Source organism: Pseudoalteromonas sp. S1610, from assembly GCF_005887465.1.
Classification (GTDB): Bacteria; Pseudomonadota; Gammaproteobacteria; order Enterobacterales; family Alteromonadaceae; genus Pseudoalteromonas; species Pseudoalteromonas undina.
This window is the reverse complement of record NZ_PNDI01000008.1, coordinates 71,615-92,468: the sequence shown is the minus strand read 5'-3', so window position 1 is coordinate 92,468 and position 20,854 is coordinate 71,615. Positions and strand designations below refer to the sequence as shown.

Annotated in this window: 22 protein-coding genes; 4 read left to right on the top strand and 18 right to left on the bottom strand. The window is 40.8% G+C overall.

The window, feature by feature from the left end:
* Positions 1-116: 116 nt before the first annotated feature.
* On the bottom strand, positions 117-1,487 hold the full coding sequence (locus tag CWB77_RS04250; RefSeq protein ID WP_138621507.1) for a TIGR03503 family protein: 1,371 nt from the start codon (positions 1,485-1,487) through the stop codon (positions 117-119).
* A gap of 9 nt (positions 1,488-1,496) precedes the next feature.
* On the bottom strand, positions 1,497-2,210 hold the full coding sequence (gene dnaQ / locus CWB77_RS04245) for a DNA polymerase III subunit epsilon (RefSeq protein ID WP_138621505.1): 714 nt from the start codon (positions 2,208-2,210) through the stop codon (positions 1,497-1,499).
* Positions 2,211-2,278: 68 nt separating this feature from the next.
* Between dnaQ and rnhA the strand changes: the two genes are divergently transcribed.
* Entirely contained in the window at positions 2,279-2,743 is a 465-nt protein-coding gene (gene rnhA, locus CWB77_RS04240) for a ribonuclease HI (protein WP_054202172.1), read from the top strand.
* Between the two features lie 14 nt (positions 2,744-2,757).
* Here the strand turns inward: rnhA and CWB77_RS04235 are convergent, their stop codons facing one another.
* Positions 2,758-3,519, bottom strand: coding sequence for a class I SAM-dependent methyltransferase (locus tag CWB77_RS04235; RefSeq protein ID WP_054202171.1), 762 nt, complete (start codon positions 3,517-3,519; stop codon positions 2,758-2,760).
* Positions 3,520-3,572: 53 nt separating this feature from the next.
* Between CWB77_RS04235 and gloB the strand changes: the two genes are divergently transcribed.
* On the top strand, positions 3,573-4,346 hold the full coding sequence (gene gloB / locus CWB77_RS04230; RefSeq protein WP_055011755.1) for a hydroxyacylglutathione hydrolase: 774 nt from the start codon (positions 3,573-3,575) through the stop codon (positions 4,344-4,346).
* Between the two features lie 153 nt (positions 4,347-4,499).
* Positions 4,500-6,077: a LysM peptidoglycan-binding domain-containing protein gene (locus tag CWB77_RS04225; RefSeq protein ID WP_054202169.1), complete on the top strand. Its 1,578-nt coding sequence runs from the start codon at positions 4,500-4,502 to the stop codon at positions 6,075-6,077.
* A 69-nt stretch (positions 6,078-6,146) separates the two neighbouring features.
* On the opposite strand, the gene CWB77_RS04220 is transcribed toward CWB77_RS04225, so the two are convergent.
* On the bottom strand, positions 6,147-7,517 hold the full coding sequence (locus CWB77_RS04220; protein WP_138621503.1) for a Gfo/Idh/MocA family protein: 1,371 nt from the start codon (positions 7,515-7,517) through the stop codon (positions 6,147-6,149).
* 161 nt (positions 7,518-7,678) lie between these two features.
* Here CWB77_RS04220 and CWB77_RS04215 point away from each other — a divergent pair, with 161 nt between their 5' ends.
* Positions 7,679-9,289, top strand: a complete 1,611-nt coding sequence (locus CWB77_RS04215) for a M28 family metallopeptidase (protein WP_138621501.1) — start codon at positions 7,679-7,681, stop codon at positions 9,287-9,289.
* 66 nt (positions 9,290-9,355) lie between these two features.
* Here the strand turns inward: CWB77_RS04215 and CWB77_RS04210 are convergent, their stop codons facing one another.
* From CWB77_RS04210 to CWB77_RS04145, 14 genes are all read right to left on the bottom strand, one after another.
* A complete protein-coding gene (locus CWB77_RS04210; protein WP_010391416.1) occupies positions 9,356-9,571 on the bottom strand; it encodes an EF-hand domain-containing protein in 216 nt (71 codons plus the stop codon).
* 69 nt (positions 9,572-9,640) lie between these two features.
* Positions 9,641-9,853, bottom strand: coding sequence for an EF-hand domain-containing protein (locus CWB77_RS04205; protein WP_010391414.1), 213 nt, complete (start codon positions 9,851-9,853; stop codon positions 9,641-9,643).
* A gap of 155 nt (positions 9,854-10,008) precedes the next feature.
* A complete protein-coding gene (locus CWB77_RS04200; RefSeq protein WP_010391413.1) occupies positions 10,009-10,221 on the bottom strand; it encodes an EF-hand domain-containing protein in 213 nt (70 codons plus the stop codon).
* Positions 10,222-10,759: 538 nt separating this feature from the next.
* Positions 10,760-10,975, bottom strand: a complete 216-nt coding sequence (locus CWB77_RS04195; RefSeq protein ID WP_010391412.1) for a TIGR02450 family Trp-rich protein — start codon at positions 10,973-10,975, stop codon at positions 10,760-10,762.
* A gap of 93 nt (positions 10,976-11,068) precedes the next feature.
* Positions 11,069-11,257, bottom strand: a complete 189-nt coding sequence (locus tag CWB77_RS18805; RefSeq protein WP_374237562.1) for a hypothetical protein — start codon at positions 11,255-11,257, stop codon at positions 11,069-11,071.
* A 142-nt stretch (positions 11,258-11,399) separates the two neighbouring features.
* On the bottom strand, positions 11,400-13,640 hold the full coding sequence (locus tag CWB77_RS04185; protein WP_138621499.1) for a heavy metal translocating P-type ATPase: 2,241 nt from the start codon (positions 13,638-13,640) through the stop codon (positions 11,400-11,402).
* Positions 13,637-14,074 carry a MerR family transcriptional regulator gene (locus CWB77_RS04180; protein ID WP_138596719.1) on the bottom strand — a complete coding sequence of 146 codons (438 nt, stop codon included), beginning with the start codon at positions 14,072-14,074 and terminating at the stop codon, positions 13,637-13,639. Before CWB77_RS04180 ends, CWB77_RS04185 begins: the two co-directional genes overlap by 4 nt.
* 158 nt (positions 14,075-14,232) lie before the next feature.
* The gene (locus CWB77_RS04175) at positions 14,233-14,727 is read right to left on the bottom strand and encodes a DUF2059 domain-containing protein (protein ID WP_055011750.1); all 495 of its coding nucleotides are present in this window, start codon (positions 14,725-14,727) and stop codon (positions 14,233-14,235) included.
* A gap of 132 nt (positions 14,728-14,859) precedes the next feature.
* Positions 14,860-15,192, bottom strand: a complete 333-nt coding sequence (locus tag CWB77_RS04170; protein WP_008114566.1) for a Na+/H+ antiporter subunit G — start codon at positions 15,190-15,192, stop codon at positions 14,860-14,862.
* Positions 15,193-15,201: 9 nt separating this feature from the next.
* Positions 15,202-15,471 carry a K+/H+ antiporter subunit F gene (locus tag CWB77_RS04165; RefSeq protein ID WP_008114565.1) on the bottom strand — a complete coding sequence of 90 codons (270 nt, stop codon included), beginning with the start codon at positions 15,469-15,471 and terminating at the stop codon, positions 15,202-15,204.
* Positions 15,465-16,001, bottom strand: coding sequence for a Na+/H+ antiporter subunit E (locus tag CWB77_RS04160; protein WP_054202162.1), 537 nt, complete (start codon positions 15,999-16,001; stop codon positions 15,465-15,467). Before CWB77_RS04160 ends, CWB77_RS04165 begins: the two co-directional genes overlap by 7 nt.
* Positions 16,001-17,518, bottom strand: a complete 1,518-nt coding sequence (locus CWB77_RS04155) for a monovalent cation/H+ antiporter subunit D (RefSeq protein WP_138621497.1) — start codon at positions 17,516-17,518, stop codon at positions 16,001-16,003. The genes CWB77_RS04160 and CWB77_RS04155 overlap by 1 nt, the downstream gene beginning before the upstream one ends.
* Positions 17,515-17,862, bottom strand: a complete 348-nt coding sequence (locus tag CWB77_RS04150) for a Na+/H+ antiporter subunit C (protein WP_054202160.1) — start codon at positions 17,860-17,862, stop codon at positions 17,515-17,517. The genes CWB77_RS04155 and CWB77_RS04150 overlap by 4 nt, the downstream gene beginning before the upstream one ends.
* Complete coding sequence (locus tag CWB77_RS04145; RefSeq protein WP_138621495.1) at positions 17,862-20,654, bottom strand: monovalent cation/H+ antiporter subunit A; 2,793 nt, start codon at positions 20,652-20,654, stop codon at positions 17,862-17,864. Before CWB77_RS04145 ends, CWB77_RS04150 begins: the two co-directional genes overlap by 1 nt.
* Between the last annotated feature and the right edge of the window lie 200 nt (positions 20,655-20,854).

Genomic DNA, 20,854 nt, shown 5'->3' with positions numbered 1-20,854 from the left:
CAACTGAACTACCACTCCGCATTTTCGTTTCTGTCTGAGTCTCCCCTGACAGCGGCGTGAATAATACGAACCAGCCCCTGCTTCGTCAAGGGCTTTTTTGTTTTTTTACAGGTTTTTTAGTCATCTGACATCGAAAGGTTTAAAATTCCACCTGATTTATCATTTTTTGAGCTATTTTCTGGTTCATCTGATTTTTGCTGTTCAGCTTTTTTTGACTCAACAGCTTTCTTTTTATTTAAAAAAGCTAAATTCAATTTAAGTTTTAATGGTTTGTTCTGCACAAAAACACGAATACATAACCAACCTATAAATAAAATGGCCAAATTTCCACCAACAATTAAACTAACCATTAATCCCGTGGACATTACTTTTGGTTTTACAACTGGCACAGGAATAATTTCTGGTTCGCTAACACTGGCAACTGGAATTTCTGGAATCACTTCAATCGGTCTTTCTATTTCAAATAAATAGGTTGGCAATGTAGCCATAAACTCTCGGTCATTGATTGTTGAGCCAAAAACAGAGATTTCAATGTTGTAGCGCCCCCAACCATAATCTTGTAAAGCCAGCTCTCTAGCAGTAGTGCTGTTGCTATCTAAGTAAAATACCTGCTCTTCACCATTGGGATAATAAATTTTACCTTGCATGATCACCGTATCAGGTTTTAAAAGCTCATCATCAATATTGATGGTAATGCGATGATCACCCCCCTCTTCGGTTGCTTCAACGGAGGTAAAGCTGAAAGGCGGCTCATGCACAACAATAGGATCTTGAACCACCCGCCTCTCTAATACATCAGTGGTAATATAAAGCTCAGGGCGCCACTCGCCAGGTGTGAAATTTAAAGTAAACTCACCGGTAAACACACCGTCTTTAGCGCTTTCATCGAACCCGTAGCCATCATCTTTGAATTCAGTTACTTGTTGTATGCCTGCACCAAAGTTTTCAAAGTTTTCATTATTGGTGCTCACAAAGCTTACATTAAGCGATACCGCATCTTTAAATAGGTTGGCGCGAATCGGCTCGCCATCATTTAAAATCTCACCAGTTACCTTTACAGTTTCACCCTGAAACAGAATTTTAGGCAGTGGGTCTACTTTTAGCGATAACTCACCAATAACAACAATGCGGCTTTCTGGCATTATTTGGCCAATAACTTGCCACGGCCCAGGCATGGGATTGCGAATAACCACTAAGTCATAATTTAATTCATCGTACCAATCAAGACTAGTGTTTCTCACCGCATTGGTTGCAAAGTATTTAGTACCATCGGGTCTTACTAAAATTACGGCAGGCGATCCTGGGCGTCTAAAAAATATTAATTTTATTTCATCAATTTTGTCATCAACACGAAAACGGTTATCCAGTAACGGGATTTCATTTTGTTTACCGCTGCCTTTTAACTCTTCAACTTGCTTTACGCTGTGTGCATCGGGGTGGAAACACACGGCAATTAAAAGCAGTGAAACTACTAATAGCGTTTTCATAATAATGCCCTATTCAGCGCGCCATAAACAATGGCCGCCCTCCTTTTGTACAATATCTAAACGCGTTTGATGTGCGCTTTGCTCTGCATCGTTAGCTGCTATAACTACCAAAGGTGCTCTGTCACTACTTAGGCGTCTAATACCGCCTTTTTGATCATCACTTGAGTCATCTTTGTTTTGATTTAGGTTTAGCTTTACTTGCCCCCCGGTCATTGCCAGGTAAACATCGGCTAAAATTTCAGAATCCAGTAAGGCGCCGTGTAACGTCCGCTTAGTGTTATCAACATCGTAGCGGCGACAAAGTGCATCTAGGTTGTTCTTTTGCCCTGGATGCAAGTCACGCGCCATTTTAAGGGTATCAAGCACGCCACAAAAACTATGGGTGTTTTGATAGCCTTGATTTAATAACGCAAATTCATTATCCATATGGCCAATATCGAACGGCGCATTATGAATGACTAACTCAGCCCCTTTAATATAGTCAAAAAACTCTTGGGCAATATCACGATAAAGCGGTTTATCGCGTAAAAATTCATTAGTAATACCGTGAACATCAATTGCTTCTTCTTCAATGCTGCGCTGCGGATTAATGTAAACGTGAAAATTATTGCCGGTTAACCGGCGATTCATAAGCTCCACACAGCCGATCTCGATGATACGGTGCCCTTGTTTAGGGTCGATGCCGGTGGTTTCTGTATCTAAAACTATTTGTCTGCGTGCCATATCGAATTAAGCCTGACTCTGGTATCTTTCTATAATCACTTTATTGTACATAATATCAAGGTAAAACAGTGCAAAAAACCGTAGAGATTTACACCGATGGTTCGTGTTTAGGTAATCCAGGCCCCGGTGGTTATGGTATTTTTATGATTTATGAAGCCCATGAAAAAAAATTAAGCCAAGGTTATAAGCTTACAACCAACAACCGTATGGAAATGCTGGCAGCCATTGTGGCGCTAGAATCTCTTAATCGTGCCTGCCCTGTAACCCTGACTACCGATAGCCAATATGTTAAGCAGGGTATTGAGTCTTGGATCACCAATTGGAAAAAACGCGGTTGGCAAACCTCGGCTAAAAAGCCGGTTAAAAATGTCGATTTATGGAAACGTCTCGACAAAGCCTGTGCCGAGCACGACGTTACCTGGAAATGGGTAAAAGGGCACAGTGGCCACAAATATAACGAAATTGTTGACGACCTTGCTCGTGATGCGGCCAGCGGCAACAACTTACTCGATGATGAAGGTTACCAACCGTAACCCTCTACATCATGCTATTTTTTATTTTGTTGATAATGCTGCTTTGAGGTTTGCCTAAGCCCTACCCCTTTTATTGGCGCAAATTGTGGACGAGCATGCCACTTAGGTTTGATTGGTGTAAGTGGCGCAACTCGTTTTCGTGCCACCAGCATATACACACTGCCCATAGGTTTTAAATATTGTTTAGTAAAGCTGCGCCAAAATGCAAACCGCGATAAGCGATTACCGCGCGCCAACGACGAATAAATAAAACGCTCATCGGCCACAATTTCAAATCCAAGTAAATTTAGCCAGTCTTTTACCCGTGCAGGAGTAAAAAAGCGCCCTGTCCACGGTAATTTTTGACGGCTAAACGGCAGTAACTGCGCTAACCCACAAAAACTAAACGGATTAAACCCCGTAATTGCGATATAACCGCCTGGAATAAGGGTTCGATGAGCCTCACGTAAAATATGATGTGGATCTGAGTGATACTCTAAACAATGGCTCATAATGCAGGCATCTATACTATGCTCGTAAAAAGGCAGTTCGTCTATATCGGCAACCACCCCCGTGTATGGGCCAAGCTCTGCAACACATACTTGATGTTTAATGGAGCTTTTACTGGTGTCTAATTCACCGCTTAAATTACCTAATTTAAGCATATGATAGCCAAACATTCGCGGTAACCAAGGCGACAATTTGCGTTCTATATCACAACGTAAATAATCACCATGCGGAAACTGCTGCCATGACAACGGTTTAGGACCTTCTTGAAAACTAAGGGCTGGTTTCATTATATAAGCTCGTTATAATATTAATTAAATACCACTTTATAGAGCAACGATACATGGTGCAAGTCAAAGCAATTAAAGCCTTTTCTGATAACTACATTTGGTGCTTAACCACCGAGCAGAATAACCAAGCGTGGGTCGTTGATCCTGGGCAATCAGCGCCAGTTTTAGAGCATTTAGCACAGCATAACTTAACCCTTGGCGGTATTTTAATTACCCATCATCATTATGATCATACCGATGGCGTAGCTCAATTAGTAAAGCAGTACCCTAACATCACAGTTTACGGCCCAAGTAATAGCCCATTTGAGGGAATAACAACGCCTTTAAATGAAGGTGATACAATTAGCGTTTTAAACATTCCATTTGACATTATAGCGACTCCTGGGCACACCCTAGACCATATTTGTTATATTAATGATGCACTGGCCTTTACTGGCGACACCCTATTTAGCGGCGGTTGTGGGCGCTTATTTGAAGGCAGCCCAGAGCAAATGTGGCATTCATTTAATAAGTTGCGAGTACTGCCAAGTGATTGCAAAGTATATTGCACCCACGAATACACCCAAGCAAACTTGGCCTTTGCAAAAGCGGTTGAGCCACGAAACCCCGAATTACTCGCTTACAGCCAGCAAGTAGATGAATTGCGAAAAAATGATGAAATAAGCTTGCCAAGCACCATAGGTCAAGAACTTAAAGTTAACCCTTTCATGCGTAGCAACTTACCCAATATTACAGAGTCATTACCAAAAGAGTATTGTTTAGTTACAAAAAACAATGAACCTTGGGAAAACTTTGCTAGTCTGAGAAAGTTCAAAGATCATTTTTAAGCTAGCAACAATAATAATAAAACGATTAGTTAATAAACAATAAGTTAACATTTTCTAATCATATTTGTTTGGAACTTTTAACGGTCATAAGTGGCAATGTTGACTCATTATGGGTAGTATTCGCCGAGTTTTTTACCCTATGTATTGGTATTTATGAATAAATCTCCTCTTTTATTGGTCTTAGCGATGACGCTAGGCGGTTGTCAAACACTGACAACGTTAAACACAGATTCACAAAATCAAGCTCAAAACCAGCTTGAAGGCGCCAGCCCAAATGATATTAGCACTGCATTAATGATGAATGCGCAATATCAACAAGTAAACGATATTGAAGAAGAAGCCCCTGTGTTTGACGATGTTTGGGAGCGAATTCGTTACCAATTATCTATTGATATTCCACAAAATCGCCCAGTGGTCGCTGAGCGTAATTATTATGCACGTCATCAGGCATACCTAGATCGAATCTCTAAACGTGCTGAGCCGTATTTACATTTTATTGTTGAAGAAATTGAAAAGCGTGAAATGCCCATCGAAATTGCACTTTTACCCATTGTAGAAAGTGCATTCGACCCTTATGGCTACTCTCACCGTACTGCATCGGGTATTTGGCAATTTATGCCTGCAACTGGCGAGCGTTTCGATTTAAAACAAAACTGGTGGTATGACGGTCGTCGCGATATTGTGCAGTCTACACGCGCTGCACTTGATTATCTCTCGTACTTACACAAAACCCTTGAAGGTGATTGGCTGAACGCAATTGCCGCCTATAACTCAGGTGAAGGCCGCTTGCTGCGTGCGATTAAAAAGAATCGTAAAAAGCATTTACCTACCGACTTTTGGTCACTAGATTTACCTCGTGAAACCACCGCCTACGTGCCTAAATTATTAGCTTTAGCTGATTTACTAAAACGTGCAGATGAGTTTAAAGTGTCGTGGAAGCCAATAATTAACGCACAAGTAGTCGAAGTGGTTAATATTGAGTCACAAATAGATTTAGCACTGGCTGCGGATATGGCCGATATGACCCTTACCGAACTATATCGATTAAATCCAGGATTTAACCGCTGGGCAACCGATCCTGATGGCCCACACTTTTTATTACTTCCTACCGATAAAGTAGAACAATTCACTGAAAAGCTTACCGCTACAGCGATTAAAAACCGTCTTCGTTGGCAGCAATATAAGGTCAAACGTGGCGATAGCTTGTCGGTGATTGCAGATAAATTTACCACTAGTATCAGCGCGATTAAGTCATTAAATAAGCTTAACTCAAACGTAATTCGTGTGGGTCAACAAATTTTAGTACCACTCACTGATGGTAAAATTAACAGTGAACATTTGCCTCAGCAAGTACGTGCGGCCGCTAATAAAAGTTTACGCACTAAACTTTCTCATACGGTAAAAAGTGGCGATACCCTATGGGATATTAGCCGCGAATACGATGTAACTATGAGTGAATTAGCTAAGTGGAATAAGCTGAAAAAAAATGCAGTACTGCGTTTAAATCAAAAATTGGTAGTTTATAAGTCGGCTAGCCAGCCTAAAGAGTCGACGAGTAATACTAATCGTACTATTACCTACAAAGTGCGCCGAGGCGATTCTTTAGCGCGTATAGCGTCTAAGTTTAATTTAACAGTGAGCGATATTATTAAATGGAATAACCTTGCCGGACAAAAATACTTACAGCCAGGACAAAAGCTTAAATTAAAAGTAGATGTAAGAAGTAGCTGATCCCTATTGTAATAAACTGTTAAATAAAAAAAGAGCGCATGCGCTCTTTTTTTATGCCTGCTATAAACCTTAGCCTACAATGCCTAAAGGCTGTGCTGTTTGCCATGCACCGCGAGTAAAATCGGGAATATCGATTGAGCGGCTACGCTCACTCACAGACTGGGCTGATAACGGTGAAATAACCGACCACGCTGCGCCATCGTAAACGTCCTGATCCAGCGGTTCGCCATTTCTTAGGCAATAAATCATCCGCCAAAACATTAAAAAGTCCATGCCTCCGTGGCCGCCATTGCGCTGTGCTTCTTCACCCATTTTAATCCATAGGGGATGGTCGTACTGCTCATACCATGCGCTCATATCATAATCCCATTCATGAAAACTTTTAGAACCACCATTTTCAAGTGCAATACGATTAGGGAAACCGGCAAACACACCATTCGTGCCTTGGATTAAGTTATGTCGAGAGTATGGCCGAGGGGTTGTTGTATCGTGCTGTACCATAATACTGCGCCCCTTGAGAGTTTTAATTAGTGTCGTGTTCATATCACCAGCAATATAATTAAGCTGATTACGGGAATGATCCGCTGCAAATTCGCGTTGTGCATACGCGCTTCTACCCAGCGAAGGAGAGCTCATTGAGGTTAAAAAATCAAACCTATCGCCACGATTTATATTCATATATTGCGATACAGGGCCTAATCCATGGGTCGGGTATAAATTACCATCACGTTTTGCATGCCATTGCGTTCGCCATGAGCCTGTTTTGTGCTCAAGCTCTTTCATTTGCCAACGAAGCTCATGAATATAGGCCGCTTCGCCATGTAACAGCTCCCCAAATACACCTTGGCGCACCATGTTTAATACCATTAACTCGTCGCGACCGTAATTCACATTTTCCATCATCATGCAATTTTTTTGAGTACGTTCGGCGGTATCTACAATCTGCCACATTTCGTCAACAGTCAGTGCCAGGGGCACTTCAACAAAAGCATGTTTTGCGCTGTTCATAGTATCGATAGCCATAGGTGCATGCCATGCCCAAGGAGTAGAAATAATGACTATATCTATGTCTTGTCGTTCAAGCATTTGTTGATAGGCGTGCTCACTGCCAGTATATAACGCCGGCTTAGCTACCCCTTTATCAACTAAATAATTAGCAGCTCGCTCTAGCACCTCAGTGTGCGTGTCACAAATAGCGACTATTTGCGTACCTTCTATATGACTCATACGCTTTACATGTCCATAACCGCGCTGACCCACACCAATAAAGCCCACTCTAACCACATCCATTTTGGGCGCGACTAAACCAATAACGCTGCGCCCTTGCTGTTTTGGTGCGCTTGCATTAGCACTTCCACTTGATGCACAACCACTCACTACACCTGCAGCTGCGGCAACACTGGCTGCTTTTAAAAAGTCTCGACGATTAAATTGCTTCATTGCTTTATCCCTTTTGTTATTGTTTTAACTTACCTAAAGGTGATGAACGGGTAAATAGGTGAAGAGGTAAGCGACATAAAAATAAGGTTAAAAGAGATAAAAATTCGCATTTACCGGTTACTTAGGGTTATAGTCGAAAAAAATTATTATTTTAAGTAGTTATGTCTTATATAAAAATCACTGCACTTTTTTTAGCTATTGCACTAACGGGTTGCTCTGAGCCTACAACGCCAGCTTCATCTCTTGAAAACACACCTGGTGTTAGTTTAAATAATCTTAAACAGCATATTAAAACCTTAGCGTCAGATGACTTTGAAGGACGCGGCCCGCTTACCTTAGGTGAAGTTAAAACCGTTGGTTATTTAAGTGAGCAATACCAAGCAATGGGGTTGTCTGGCGCGTATCAAGAGAAGTATTTACAGCCAGTTAAAATGGCCATGCTAACTGCAGATCAAAACATGCAATTAACTATGGGGAAGCTTAGCTTTATTGCAGGTAAAGACTTCACCGCCCGTACAAAGCAGTTACAGCCGATTATTGATGTCCGCAATAGCGATATTGTATTTGTTGGTTATGGGATTAACGCGCCAGAATATAACTGGAACGACTATGCCAATGTTGATGTAACCGATAAAACCGTTATTGTGCTGGTGAACGATCCGGGCTTTGCCACCCAAGACGATACACTATTTACAGGCAATGCCATGACCTACTATGGCCGCTGGACTTATAAATATGAAGAAGCCGCGCGCCGAGGTGCAAAAGCGGTATTTATTGTTCATGAAACAGCCCCAGCCGCATACCCTTGGGGCGTGGTTGAAAGCTCAAACACGGGCACTAAGTATAGCTTGATGGACAACAACCTTAATGCATCTGAACTGCCAGTTATGGGCTGGTTAACACTTAATGCGGCTGAACAAGTATTCGCATCGGCAAACTTAAATTATCAACAATTAAAGCAACACGCATTAAGTAAGCAATTTCAAGCCAAGGAATTGAACTTAAAGGCGAACCTTGCATTTAAAAATGAAGTGTCACACGCTAAATCACATAATGTGGTTGCACAAATTACAGGCAGTGAAACCCCTGACGAATACGTTATTATTAGTGCCCATTGGGACCATTTTGGTACTAAACAAACCGACAGTGGACCTAAAATTTATAATGGCGCAGTCGATAATGCTTCAGGCACCGCAGCAACACTTGAAATAGCTCGCATTATGAGCAAGATGCATCAGCAAAAGCCATTTAAACGCTCAATCCTGTTTGCTAACTTTACTGCCGAAGAAACAGGTCTAATTGGCTCAGAAGAATTTGCCAATGGGAACATGATTGCCACCAAAAAAATGGTCGGATTATTAAATATCGATGGTATGAACGTGCTCGATGAAACCGATTATATTTTGCAATACGGTAGCAACTTATCCGAAATGGAGCATTACTTAGCAAGCGCGGCTAAAGCACAAGGACGCGTGGTAAAAATGGATCCTCGCCCACAAAATGGATTGTTTTTTAGATCAGATCATTTCTCACTCGCTAAACAAGGCGTGCCAAGTTTACTGTTTATGAGCTTAGGTGATACCGATCCTGACTACATCAGTCATAAATACCATAAAGAAGCCGACGACTATTCAGAAGCATGGTCATTAGCTGGTGCAAAACAAGATATCGAGCTGGTTATAGATATAGCCAGTCAACTTGCCAATAATGGCGACTGGCCTAAGTGGACAAGCGAGTCTGATTTTAAAGCCAAACGTTTAGAAGATAAGTAAATAAAAAAGCAGCCGAGAAATTATTCGGCTGCTTTTATCTGTATCGTTAAAGATTGTGCATGTTTGTTACTGAACTTTAGCAAATTCTTGCTTAGATAATTCACCATTCCCGTCAGTATCTAAGTCATCAAATAATTTAGCTAATTGTGAATTAGCTTGTGCTTCAGACTGGCTAATAACGCCGTCGCCATCAGAATCAAAAGAATCAAAGTCAACCGCAGCAAAAGCGGCAGAAGACGAAGCAAGTGCAATTAAAGCAAGCGTTTTAGTAAATGTTTTCATAATAAATCCTTAGCTTAATAAAAAAGTGGGTAAGAAATCCTTTTCAAAGATCCTTAGGGAATTATAAAGTTAGTATGCTGAAAATTCGTCTTTAGAAAGTTCACCATTGCCATCTACGTCCAGCTCTGCAAACTGCTCCATAAGTTCGGCCGCAACCGATGCTTCAGCTTGGCTAATTGCGCCACTACCATCTACATCAAGAGTTTCAAAGTCTGTGCTGGCAAATACTGCAGATGAAGAAGCAAGTGCCATAAGTACAAGAGTTGACTGTAATTTTTTCATAATATTAATCCTTCAAAGTATGCAATGTTTGGGTATAAATTAATTAACTCAACGCTACAACCGTACATCCTAGTTATTCTCTTTCATAGGCTCCCTTGCCTATTTAGGTTGTCTTTGGCAACTCAGAATATGTAATAGCGTTGAGCATTGGCCTTTTAAGCCTTAGAAAATTCTGCTTTAGAAAGCTCGCCGTTTTTATCCGTATCAAGCTCTGTAAACTTACTCATAAGTGAAGCGTCTACTGATGCTTCAGCTTGGCTTATTGCGCCATTACCATCCACATCCAGTGTGTCAAAATCTGTTGCAGCAAACGCCACAGATGAAGAAGCAAGTGCCATTAATACCAGTGTTGATTTAAATGTTGTCATAACGTAATTCCTTCATTGGGTTGTAAGGTTAAGCGTTAAGCTTAATCACTTTTTGCTAAATACAGCTTAGGTATTACAACTTCGATGCCATGTTTAATTTTTTATTTATAAACAATAAGTTAAAAATAAAAATGTGATTTTTACTTAAAAATGCCCAACATTTTGTTGCTCTTTTGCAACAGCTACTTTTAACTAAAAAAATACCCATTAAAATTCAAAAACTTAAATCATCTAAAAAAGACACACCTATCTTCAATTCAAAATAAAACAATAAAACTGAGTCGCTATAGAGATAAATCGCCACTGAACAAATTAACAACGCGAAATTAAACAGGTTAAATTAAATAGATAACAAATTGAAAATAAACAACTTAAATTGATTTGTAGAAAAATATAAATTAATTTTTTTAACCGGGAGAGAAAAAGCAAGGATTTGTCGCCGTATGGCGAATAAATATTTAAAGTAAGGAATGAATCTCGTGCGGGATACTAATTTGATATCACTCATACCCACTTATTTGGGCATGATTACAAGCGGTCACTTCCAGCCTTGGCGCCACCTTTGTTCGTCTTTTAAGTCGCGCCACTGAATAGGATATTGATTTTTTGACATCACCGCTTCAGTGATACATTCAATCACATTAGCGTCTTCATCAAATTCTACCTCAACAATAATAAAGTGCTTTTCTTTATTAATAGCTGGGATGGCAGTCCATTTACTATTTAGCAGTTTTTTAGGGTTTAATTTATTCATACTACACCTTTTATGTTTTCTGCTTGAGAATACGCATCAGGGATACGTTTAGTTTTATTAAAAAAACAAAAACTTCCCTTTAAACATTTGTATTTAGCAATGAAAAGCATATTCTCCAACATCAAGCGAAAGTAATTCAATAGCCGCATTTTCACCTATACTTGGCGTTTCACGAGTTTGAGCGGGGAAAATCACTGTTTTAGCGCAAGGAGAACCGTCTTGTCGATTCAGGGTCAGAGGCCTGTTCGCTGCCACCTTAAAATACGCTGGATAATAATACACCCCGTTACACACAGTAATGACTATTTGATTGCTATCACTGTTTACTTCGGCTCATACAACCAAAACCAATAAATAATAGCGACAATAAGTAAAACGCCTAATAAATTAATTAATAACATAATTAAATCCCCTATAAATAAAGTTACGAGTTACTGGCTTTAAAATAACGTAACCGGTTTGCATTAGTGACTACAGTAAGTGATGATAAAGCCATTGCCGCGCCAGCTACGACTGGGTTTAGTAGTAAACCAAAAAACGGATACAACAGCCCTGCAGCAATCGGAATACCCGCAATGTTATAAATAAACGCCCCAAACAAATTTTGTTTAATATTAGTTATGGTTGCGCCACTAATTGCAATGGCATCTGCAAGACCATGAAGTGAGCCTCGCATCAGCGTTATATCCGCACTTTCAATAGCTACATCTGTGCCAGTGCCAATGGCAAATCCAACATCGGCTTGTGCCAATGCTGGCGCATCATTTATACCATCACCAGTCATGCCTACAACTTCACCTTGAGATTGACGCTTAGTCACTTCACTGGCTTTATCATCTGGCATTACTTGCGCTATAAAGTCTGTAATACCGACTTTGCTGGCAACGGCTTTAGCGGTCGCTTGGTTATCGCCTGTCAGCATAACCACCTGCATACCTTTATTTTGTAAGCGTTTAATGGCCTCAGCTGAGTCTTCTTTTATTGGGTCAGCAACTGCGATTATGGCATGTAATTGATTGTCAATAGCAAAGTACATCGGCGTTTTAGCAGCGCTAGCAAGCTGCTCGGCTTGAGGTATTGCCTCTGCAATATCTATATTGTGGCTTTTCATCAGTGCCTGATTGCCAAACAATAGGCTTTGCTCATTAATGGTACCGATCACACCTTGTCCAGTGATAGCATTAAAATTACTGACTTTTTCAAGGGTGATATTTTGGTTTTTAGCATAATTAACAATGGCTTCGGCTAATGGATGCTCAGAACTACTTTCAAGACTAGCTGCTAACTTTAGCACCTCGGTACTGTCGCTTTGGTTGAACGTAACCACATCGGTCACGGTTGGCTTACCAGCGGTTATAGTGCCTGTTTTATCTAAGATCATGGTGGTGATTTTAGCTGTTGTTTGTAGCGCTTCACCGTTACGAATAAGTATACCCGACTGAGCAGCTTTACCTATGCCGACCATAATTGACATCGGTGTAGCTAAACCTAGTGCACACGGGCAAGCAATAATTAAAACTGTAGTTATTGCAACAACCGCATAAGCAATACTCGGCTGTGGGCCAAAGTTAAGCCATGCTAAGCCTGCTAGTACCGCAATAATCATCACTGTGGGTACAAATATGCCTGAAATAACATCAGCTAAGCGTCCAATTGAGGGTTTAGAGTTTTGTGCACGTTTAACCATATTAATAATATTCGCTAAGGTGGTTTCGCTGCCTATATGGGTTGCTTTAAACAACAAAGTACCACTTTTATTAATACTGCCAGCAATAACCTTGTCACCCTCACCCTTATTAACCGGCATCGGTTCACCAGTGAGCATTGATTCATCTAGTGTACTGCTACCTTCAATAACATCTCCATCGACTGAAATTTTCTCTCCAGGGCGGACACGAATCAAGTCACCTTTAATAACTTGGCTTATAGCTACATCTTGCTCTTGGTTATCTCGGATCACCCGTGCCGTTTTAGGCTGTAAACCAATTAAGCGTTTAATCGCCTCAGAGGTTCGCCCTCGCGCCTTTACTTCAAAAGCTAAGCCAAGACTTATTAAGCCTATGATCATTGCTGAGGCTTCAAAATAAACATGTCTAGCCACCTCTGGTAATAGACTTGGCATGAGCACCACCACCATTGAATATAGCCAGGCTGTTCCCGTACCAAGCGCAATCAAGGTATCCATATTAGCCGTATGATTTTTAAATGACTGCCATGCGCCAGTATAAAATTGCTTACCCGACACAATCATTACGACCAATGTCATCATTCCAACAATAAACCAGCCAATACGCTGGGCATTGCTAGTGACACTCATATCAAAGATTAATCCATAAAGCATTAATGGCGCACCCAAACCCAATGCCAATTGCATATTGCGCATAAGTTTTTTGTAGTGCGCGTTATCAGCTTCGGCTTTTTCATCTAGGGCGTCTTGTTGAGAATCACTATTCATAGGTTTAGCTTGATAGCCAATATCAGCGACAGCGTGCATTAGCTCCCCAGCCTTAGCCGAACCTTCTACTTGCACAGTTCGATCGGCAAAGTTCATTTCAACGCGCTGCGCACCCTTTACATTTTTCAGTGCTTTCTCTATTTTAGCCACGCAACTGCCACAATTTGCGCCTTCAATCATAAAGTTTTGCGTGGTGGATTGATTACTCATAACGCTTCCTTAGTATTTTTAACTTCAGAGATTGGATCAACAAAGGTCTCTATTAAGCTACATATATCTGCACTTACAGCCCCATCAGGCGATTTATCCCACTGTTTAACCGCTGCTTGCATTCGCGTGCGTAATTTAAGTGTTTCTTGAAAGTGCTGCTCTGTTTCCTCTAGTCGCTTTGCTATTAATTGTCGTGTGAGCGGACAAGGGCACTGCCCTTGCTCCGACTGTGCAATAATTTGTTGAATATCTTTTATTGAGAAACCGAGTTGACGCGCACTAATAATAAACTTTAAACGTTGCTGATCGGCTGCGGTATACACTTGATAACCATTGCGCTCACCACGAATAGGATTAAGCAGCTTTATTCGCGTGTAATGACGAACTGTGTCTTGGGTCACGCCCATAGTATTGGCTAATTGCTTTACGTACATCATTAAACCTCTGGCTGGCTATGTAATGACAACATAATAAACCTATGTGTAACACATAGGTCAACAATTAATTAAGCATATGGCTGGGAGTGTGGAAGAAAGTTAAGATAAGAGCAGCCACCATAAGTGACTGCTAAATTTGAGAGTTACTGTAGTCCTTAGTTTGCTTTGCTTCGAGATTGCTTAAGTGCTTCACCAAGCTCACCCGCAATTGCTTGAATTTCAGGCATAGCGTCTTGTACTAAGGCTTGTGACATTTGCATTGATTCTTGCATTACTTGTGGCATTTTCTTCAAAATAGCCTGCCCTGACTCTGTCTTATAAAAAGCTAACATGTCGCTAATTTCTTGTTCAGTAAATTGTTTATCGTAGAGGTTAATCATCATCGGCTGCATTTTTTGCCAGCTCATTTTTGTTTTTAATACCTCGGTCATATCAGCATAATATTTGTCGAAAATTGCTTTCTCATCTGGCTTTACGCCCATTTGCACTGACATATTTTGCATCATGCCCTCAACTTGCGCATACATAGAGTCAACCATGGCATCCATGTTCATCACCTCTACCAGCTCATCAATTTTTTGCTGTTTGGCAGTTTGCGCTGCAAGGTTAGTTGAAAAAATTAAAAGTGAAAGCAGTATTACCTTACCCATATTAATATCCTTTTTGTATTTGAATTAGCGTCATAATCACATGTTCAACAAGTGTTGTAAATGGGGACAACCAAAAAACGAAAAAGCCGAATAACAGGTGTTTATTCGGCTTTTAATCGTTTATTCCCAGAACTAATCTTTTTCGATATTATCGAGCCCTTTCGTTCCCTCTTTAGCTTTAAGCTTATGATGAATAGCGGTTTTAATCAGCATATAGCCACTAATAGGTGCAGTGATTAATAGAAATATAGTGATTAATATTTCTTTTACACTTAAGCCACTGACTGAATTAGCAAAAAATACCATAGCAGCGGTAAGTATACTCGCCATACCTAAAGTGGTGGCTTTTGTTGGCCCATGTAAACGCATAAAAAAATCAGGTAATTTAATTAAACCAATTGAGCCAATTAAAATAAATAACCCGCCTAACAGCAGCAATATTGATACGATCCATTCACTTATCATTTTAATACCTTACTCAATTATGTCGCCACGAAGTAAATACTTACATACAGCTACCGTACTTATAAACCCAAGCATGGCAATAAGTAAGGCTGCTTCAAAGTACAGCCCCGTGCCCATACTAATGCTATATAAAATAATCAAGGCAATCACGTTAATGTACATAGTATCGAGCGCTAAAATACGATCCGGTACTGATGGGCCAATAATAAGTCGCCATAGATTAAGTAATAACGACAATCCAACCATTGAAAAAACAATCAGTAATACTGTATCTAACATTGAAATATCTCCTTTAGGGGAGCTTCGTAACGTGCTTTTATTTGTTTAATAAGCGCTTGCTCATCATCTAAATCTAACACGTGAATTAATAAATAACGCTGTACCGGTTCATCGTCTTCATTAAGCGATTTAATCAGCGGGTAAACCTCGGCACTTACCGTACCCGGCGTTAAAGACACGCAGCTTGCTAAAATAGTAATTGGCATTTCATGCATTAAATCTATAGGCACTTTAACAAAGCCTGGACGCAGATTTTTTGAAGGGCCCAGAATTAATAATGCCACTTGCAAGTTAGCCACTATAATATCGTAAAGTACGATTAGTAATTGCTTAAGTGCTAGCCCCGGCTTTAATATCAGCGGTTGCGGGTCTCTAAACGACATACTAAATAACGGTATTAGCAACGCGAGTAGCGCCCCTAATATAATATGCCCTACCGACACACTGTTATTTAACAAGAGCCATACTATAAATAAAAATAGACTACGAAACGGCGTAGGTAACCAACCAAAACGAGCTTGTAAGCGCATTACATACCTCCCTTAAGTACCGCATTAATACCACCACTAATGTCGTGAAGCTGTGTTGCCGCCTCGAGGGCGTACTGTGTTGCCACGTCACCAAAAATAACCAGTAGTATTGAACTTGCCAATAAACCAACTAACACGGTCACTTGTAGCGGGTGGGCATTGGCAGCATCGCTAGCATCACCTGTTTTGTCTTTACGTTCCCAAAACAAACTAGTACCCGCACGTGATATAGCCACAATTAACGCTAAGCTCATAATTAAGTAAACAGGCCAAAATACCAGTGCTTGTTCGCTATTTAAGGTCGTTTTTAAAATCCAAATTTTGCCAACAAAGCCCGAGAAAGGTGGCATACCAATAACGGTTAAACCGGCAATAATAAAACACGCACCTAATAAAAATGGTTGTTTTACTGCACGACCTCCAACTAATCGATCACCAGCTTTACCTCGTTGTGTTGCAATTAAATCAGCAAGTAAAAATAGCGCCGCAGTCACTAACGTTGAATGCACTAAATAGTAAAGCAATGCAGCGGTGGCATTTATGTTTTGGAGTGCGACTAATGCCACCAACGTCCCTACAGAAACCAGTACTAAATTAGCGGTAAGCTTACGTAAATCTTGTGCGGCTAACACCCCTATTGCGCCAATCACTATGGTGGCAATAGCCAGCGCCCATAACCAAGACTGCGCCATATGCTCAAGTTCGCCAGCTTGTTCACCAAAAATAACCGTGTAAACACGTAAGGTCGCATAAACACCAACTTTAGTCATAATCGCAAATAATGCAGCAACCACAGGTGTGGCACTTGAGTAGGCGTTTGGTAACCATAAATGCAATGGTAATAACGCACTTTTAAGTGCAAACACCACCAATAGCAGTAAACCACCTGCCTTCGCTAAATAAACATCATCACCAGTTAGTTGCGGTACTTTATTGGCCATATCAGCAATATTTAAGGTGCCTAATACTCCGTATAAAATACCTAAACCAATTAAAAATACGCTTGAACCAACTAAATTTAAAATAACGTAATGCAGAGCAGCGCGCGTTTTGGGTTTACCGCCACCGTGCATTAACAGCGCATAAGAGGCAATTAATAACACTTCAAAAAATACGAAGACGTTAAATAAATCCCCAGTTAAAAATGCACCATTTACCCCTAGTATTAAAAAATGGATTAAAGGGTGAAAAAAGCTACCTTGTTCATCATCACCAGCACAGCCATATAAAGCCACGCCAACCCCCAAAAAGGCGGTTAAAGTGACTAACAAGGTCGAGAGCATATCTGCAACCAGTACAATACCAAACGGCGCAGACCAGTTACCTATTGCATAAACAATAATACCGTTATCTTTAACCTGAATTAGCAGTAATACTGTGACTGCAAAGGTTAGAATAGCCATTAAACTAGACATAAATCGGCGTGCAAATAAGCTTTTGCCACACGGTGGAAGCAACAAAATAATTGCCGCTAACATTGGCAGTAAAATAGGCAAAGATGCTAAATGCTGAATCATTTTCTCTCCTTGCGTTTATTTTTAGTTAGGGTGCCATCAACATGGTCGTTGCCTAAATCTGCTCGGCCTCGAATAGATAAAATAACCACAAACGCAGTCATCGCAAAGCCAATTACAATGGCTGTTAACACTAAGGCTTGTGGTAGCGGGTCAGCGTAATCAGCGCCAGTCCCTAGTACCACGGCTTTATTAATTGTTAAGCGCCCTGATGAGAATAAAAACAAATTAACCGCGTAAGAAATCATTGTCAGCCCCAGTACCACTGGGAATGTACGCGCTCTTAGCAATAAAAACACGCCACAGGTGACTAACACGCCAACGCAAGATGCGTATAACAGTTCCATTAAATATTTACCTCTTCTTTCTCTGCGTTCGCGGTCATATTACCTAAGCTCGCAAGGATCATCAGCGTAGCGCCAACAACAGTTAAGTACACGCCCAAGTCAAATACAATGGCGCTGGCAAACTCTGTTTTACCAACAAACGGAATATCAAAGTAATCAAACCAGGTAGTTAAAAATGGCTTGTCAAAGAACCAACTTCCCACACCTGTAAACATGGCAATAGCAATACCTGATGCAATAATTTTTCGATAGTTAACATCAAAGCGTTCATTTATCCACGCAGTACCATGCGCCATATATTGTAAAATAAAGGCAATAGAAGTTACGAGGCCTGCTATAAAGCCTCCTCCAGGTAAGTTATGACCGCGTAGGAAAATATAAGCAGACACTAATAGCGCTAATGGCAGTAAGCTTTGAGAAATACAAGCCAATAAAATAGGATGGCGATCTTTAGACCATGGACGCCCTTCACTATCGCTCGCTGGCATATAAAGTGGAATTCTTGATAACAGTTTAAATATGCCCAGTGCGGCAATACCTAGTACGGTAATTTCACCTAAAGTATCAAAGCCCCTAAAATCAACCAAAATAACGTTAACTACATTAGTACCACCACCGCCTGTTTTGGCGTTAGCAATAAAGAACTCAGAAATTGAATCAAGCGGACGAGTCAGTAAGGCGTAACAAATACTGGCAATAATGATCCCCACGGTAGAGGAGATAACCACATCACGTAAAATACGCAATGAGCTTGACTCTCTTGGCGTGCTTTGAGGTAAGAAAAACAGTGCCAACATTAATAGTATAATAGTGGCTACTTCTACAGTAAGTTGCGTTAAGGCCAAGTCAGGCGCTGAAAAACGGGTAAACGCCACCGACACCATTAGTCCCACAATCGACAGCATTAATAACGACACCATTCGAATTCGATGCCAAATAACGGTAGCAATTGCACCTATTATGAGTAGTCCTGCACCAATTGCGTTTTGAATATCAACCGGGGTATTAGGCACGCTACCAGCTAGCTGCTTCATTTCAAATAATGGCCAACCAGAGGCAAGTAATACAACGCCTAACATTATAAATACATAACGTTGTAATGAGCCATTTTCTGTTGATTGGATTTTGTTTTGACACCAATTGACCACTACCGCTAAAAAACGCTCGAAGATTTTTTTAGCGTTAAAAGGAGGTAACGACGCTTGGAACTGGAACAAGTACTTTCGATTAACGTAAATAAATAAACCACCAATTACCGCCATACCACTCATAAGTAGAGGTAAATTAAAACCATGCCAAATAGTCAACTTGTACTCGGGCATAGCTTGACCAAGTACAGCCAGTGACGCGGCTGATAAAATACCGTCAACGACAAAGTGCGGGAAAATACCCACTAAAATACATAGCACCACTAAAATTTCGATAGGCACACGCATATAACGCGGCGCCTCATGAGGGGTACGCGGTAAATCAATTGGCTCACCATTAAAGAACACGTCATGAATAAAGCGTGATGAGTACGCCACCGACAACGCGCCCGCAACAGTCGCTAGCACCGGAATTAACCAAGACATAGAGCCAAGCACCTGCTGATGCAGTGTCTCAGCAAAGAACATTTCTTTTGATAAGAAACCATTTAATAACGGTACACCGGCCATAGCGGCAGCAGCGACCATCGCCAGGGTGGCTGTATACGGTAAGTAGCGCCACATGCCATTGAGTTTGCGCATATCACGGGTACCGGTTTCATGGTCAATAATACCGGTTGCCATAAATAACGACGCTTTAAACGTCGCGTGGTTAATAATATGAAAAATAGCGGCAACGGTCGCAAGCTGTGTATCTAGGCCTAGTAATAATGTAATTAAACCCAAATGACTAATCGTTGAATAGGCTAACAAGCCTTTTAAATCATGTTTGAATAACGCGATATAAGCGCCAAATAATAACGTGGTTAAACCGGTCAAACCGACTAATAAAAACCAAGTATCGGTACCCGCTAATGCGGGATAAAAACGCGCAAGTAAAAAGATACCTGCTTTTACCATGGTGGCAGAGTGTAAATACGCACTTACCGGCGTAGGTGCAGCCATAGCGTGCGGTAACCAAAAATGAAACGGAAATTGTGCAGATTTAGTAAAAGCACCCAGTAAAACTAATACCAGTGCTAATTCATATAAGTCGTGAGATTGAATAATCGCTTTGCTAGCTAAAATGGTGTCTAAGTCGTAACTTCCAACAATATCGCCTAACAACATTAAACCACCCAGCAAGGCTAAACCACCTGCGCCGGTTACTGCTAATGCCATGCGCGCCCCCTTGCGCGCCTCTGATTTGTGCCACCAGTAACTGATCAACAAGAACGAGCTAATACTGGTTAGCTCCCAAAATACCCATAACTGAATCACATTGTTTGACATAACAATGCCTAGCATGGCGGTCATAAATAACATTAAGTAGCTAAATAGCTTTGGCAGCGAATCATTTTGACTTAGGTAATAACGGGCATACAAAATAACCAGCAGCCCTATTCCTAAAATCATAAATAAAAACAGTAAACTCAAGCCATCTAAGCGTAAGGAAATATCTAACCCTAAGGCTGGTATCCACTGTGCGCTAAAACGAATGGTTTCTCCCGCGAGAACCGCAGGCGCATGATAAAGTGTAATTGCAAGCGCGGCTAAAGGCGCAATAGCCGTTAGGCTCGTTGCCTGATTTCGAGAAAGTTTGCCGGTGCATGCAGAAATAACACTGCCTAATAAGGATAACAGGGGTATCCAGAGCAAAGTCATAATGAAGGGCCTTTTTGAATCATAAAGTTTATCAATTCGCTACTTGTTATTATTAAATACCAAAGTGACTTGGGTATACGTTTTATGTCTGTTTTTTAACAACATTAATACGTACAGTTATACTGATAAACGCAGTTTTTGTCTATAGAAAGCGCCGCTAGCAGGATAATAATCAAACAAAAATGCCTATAAATTCATGA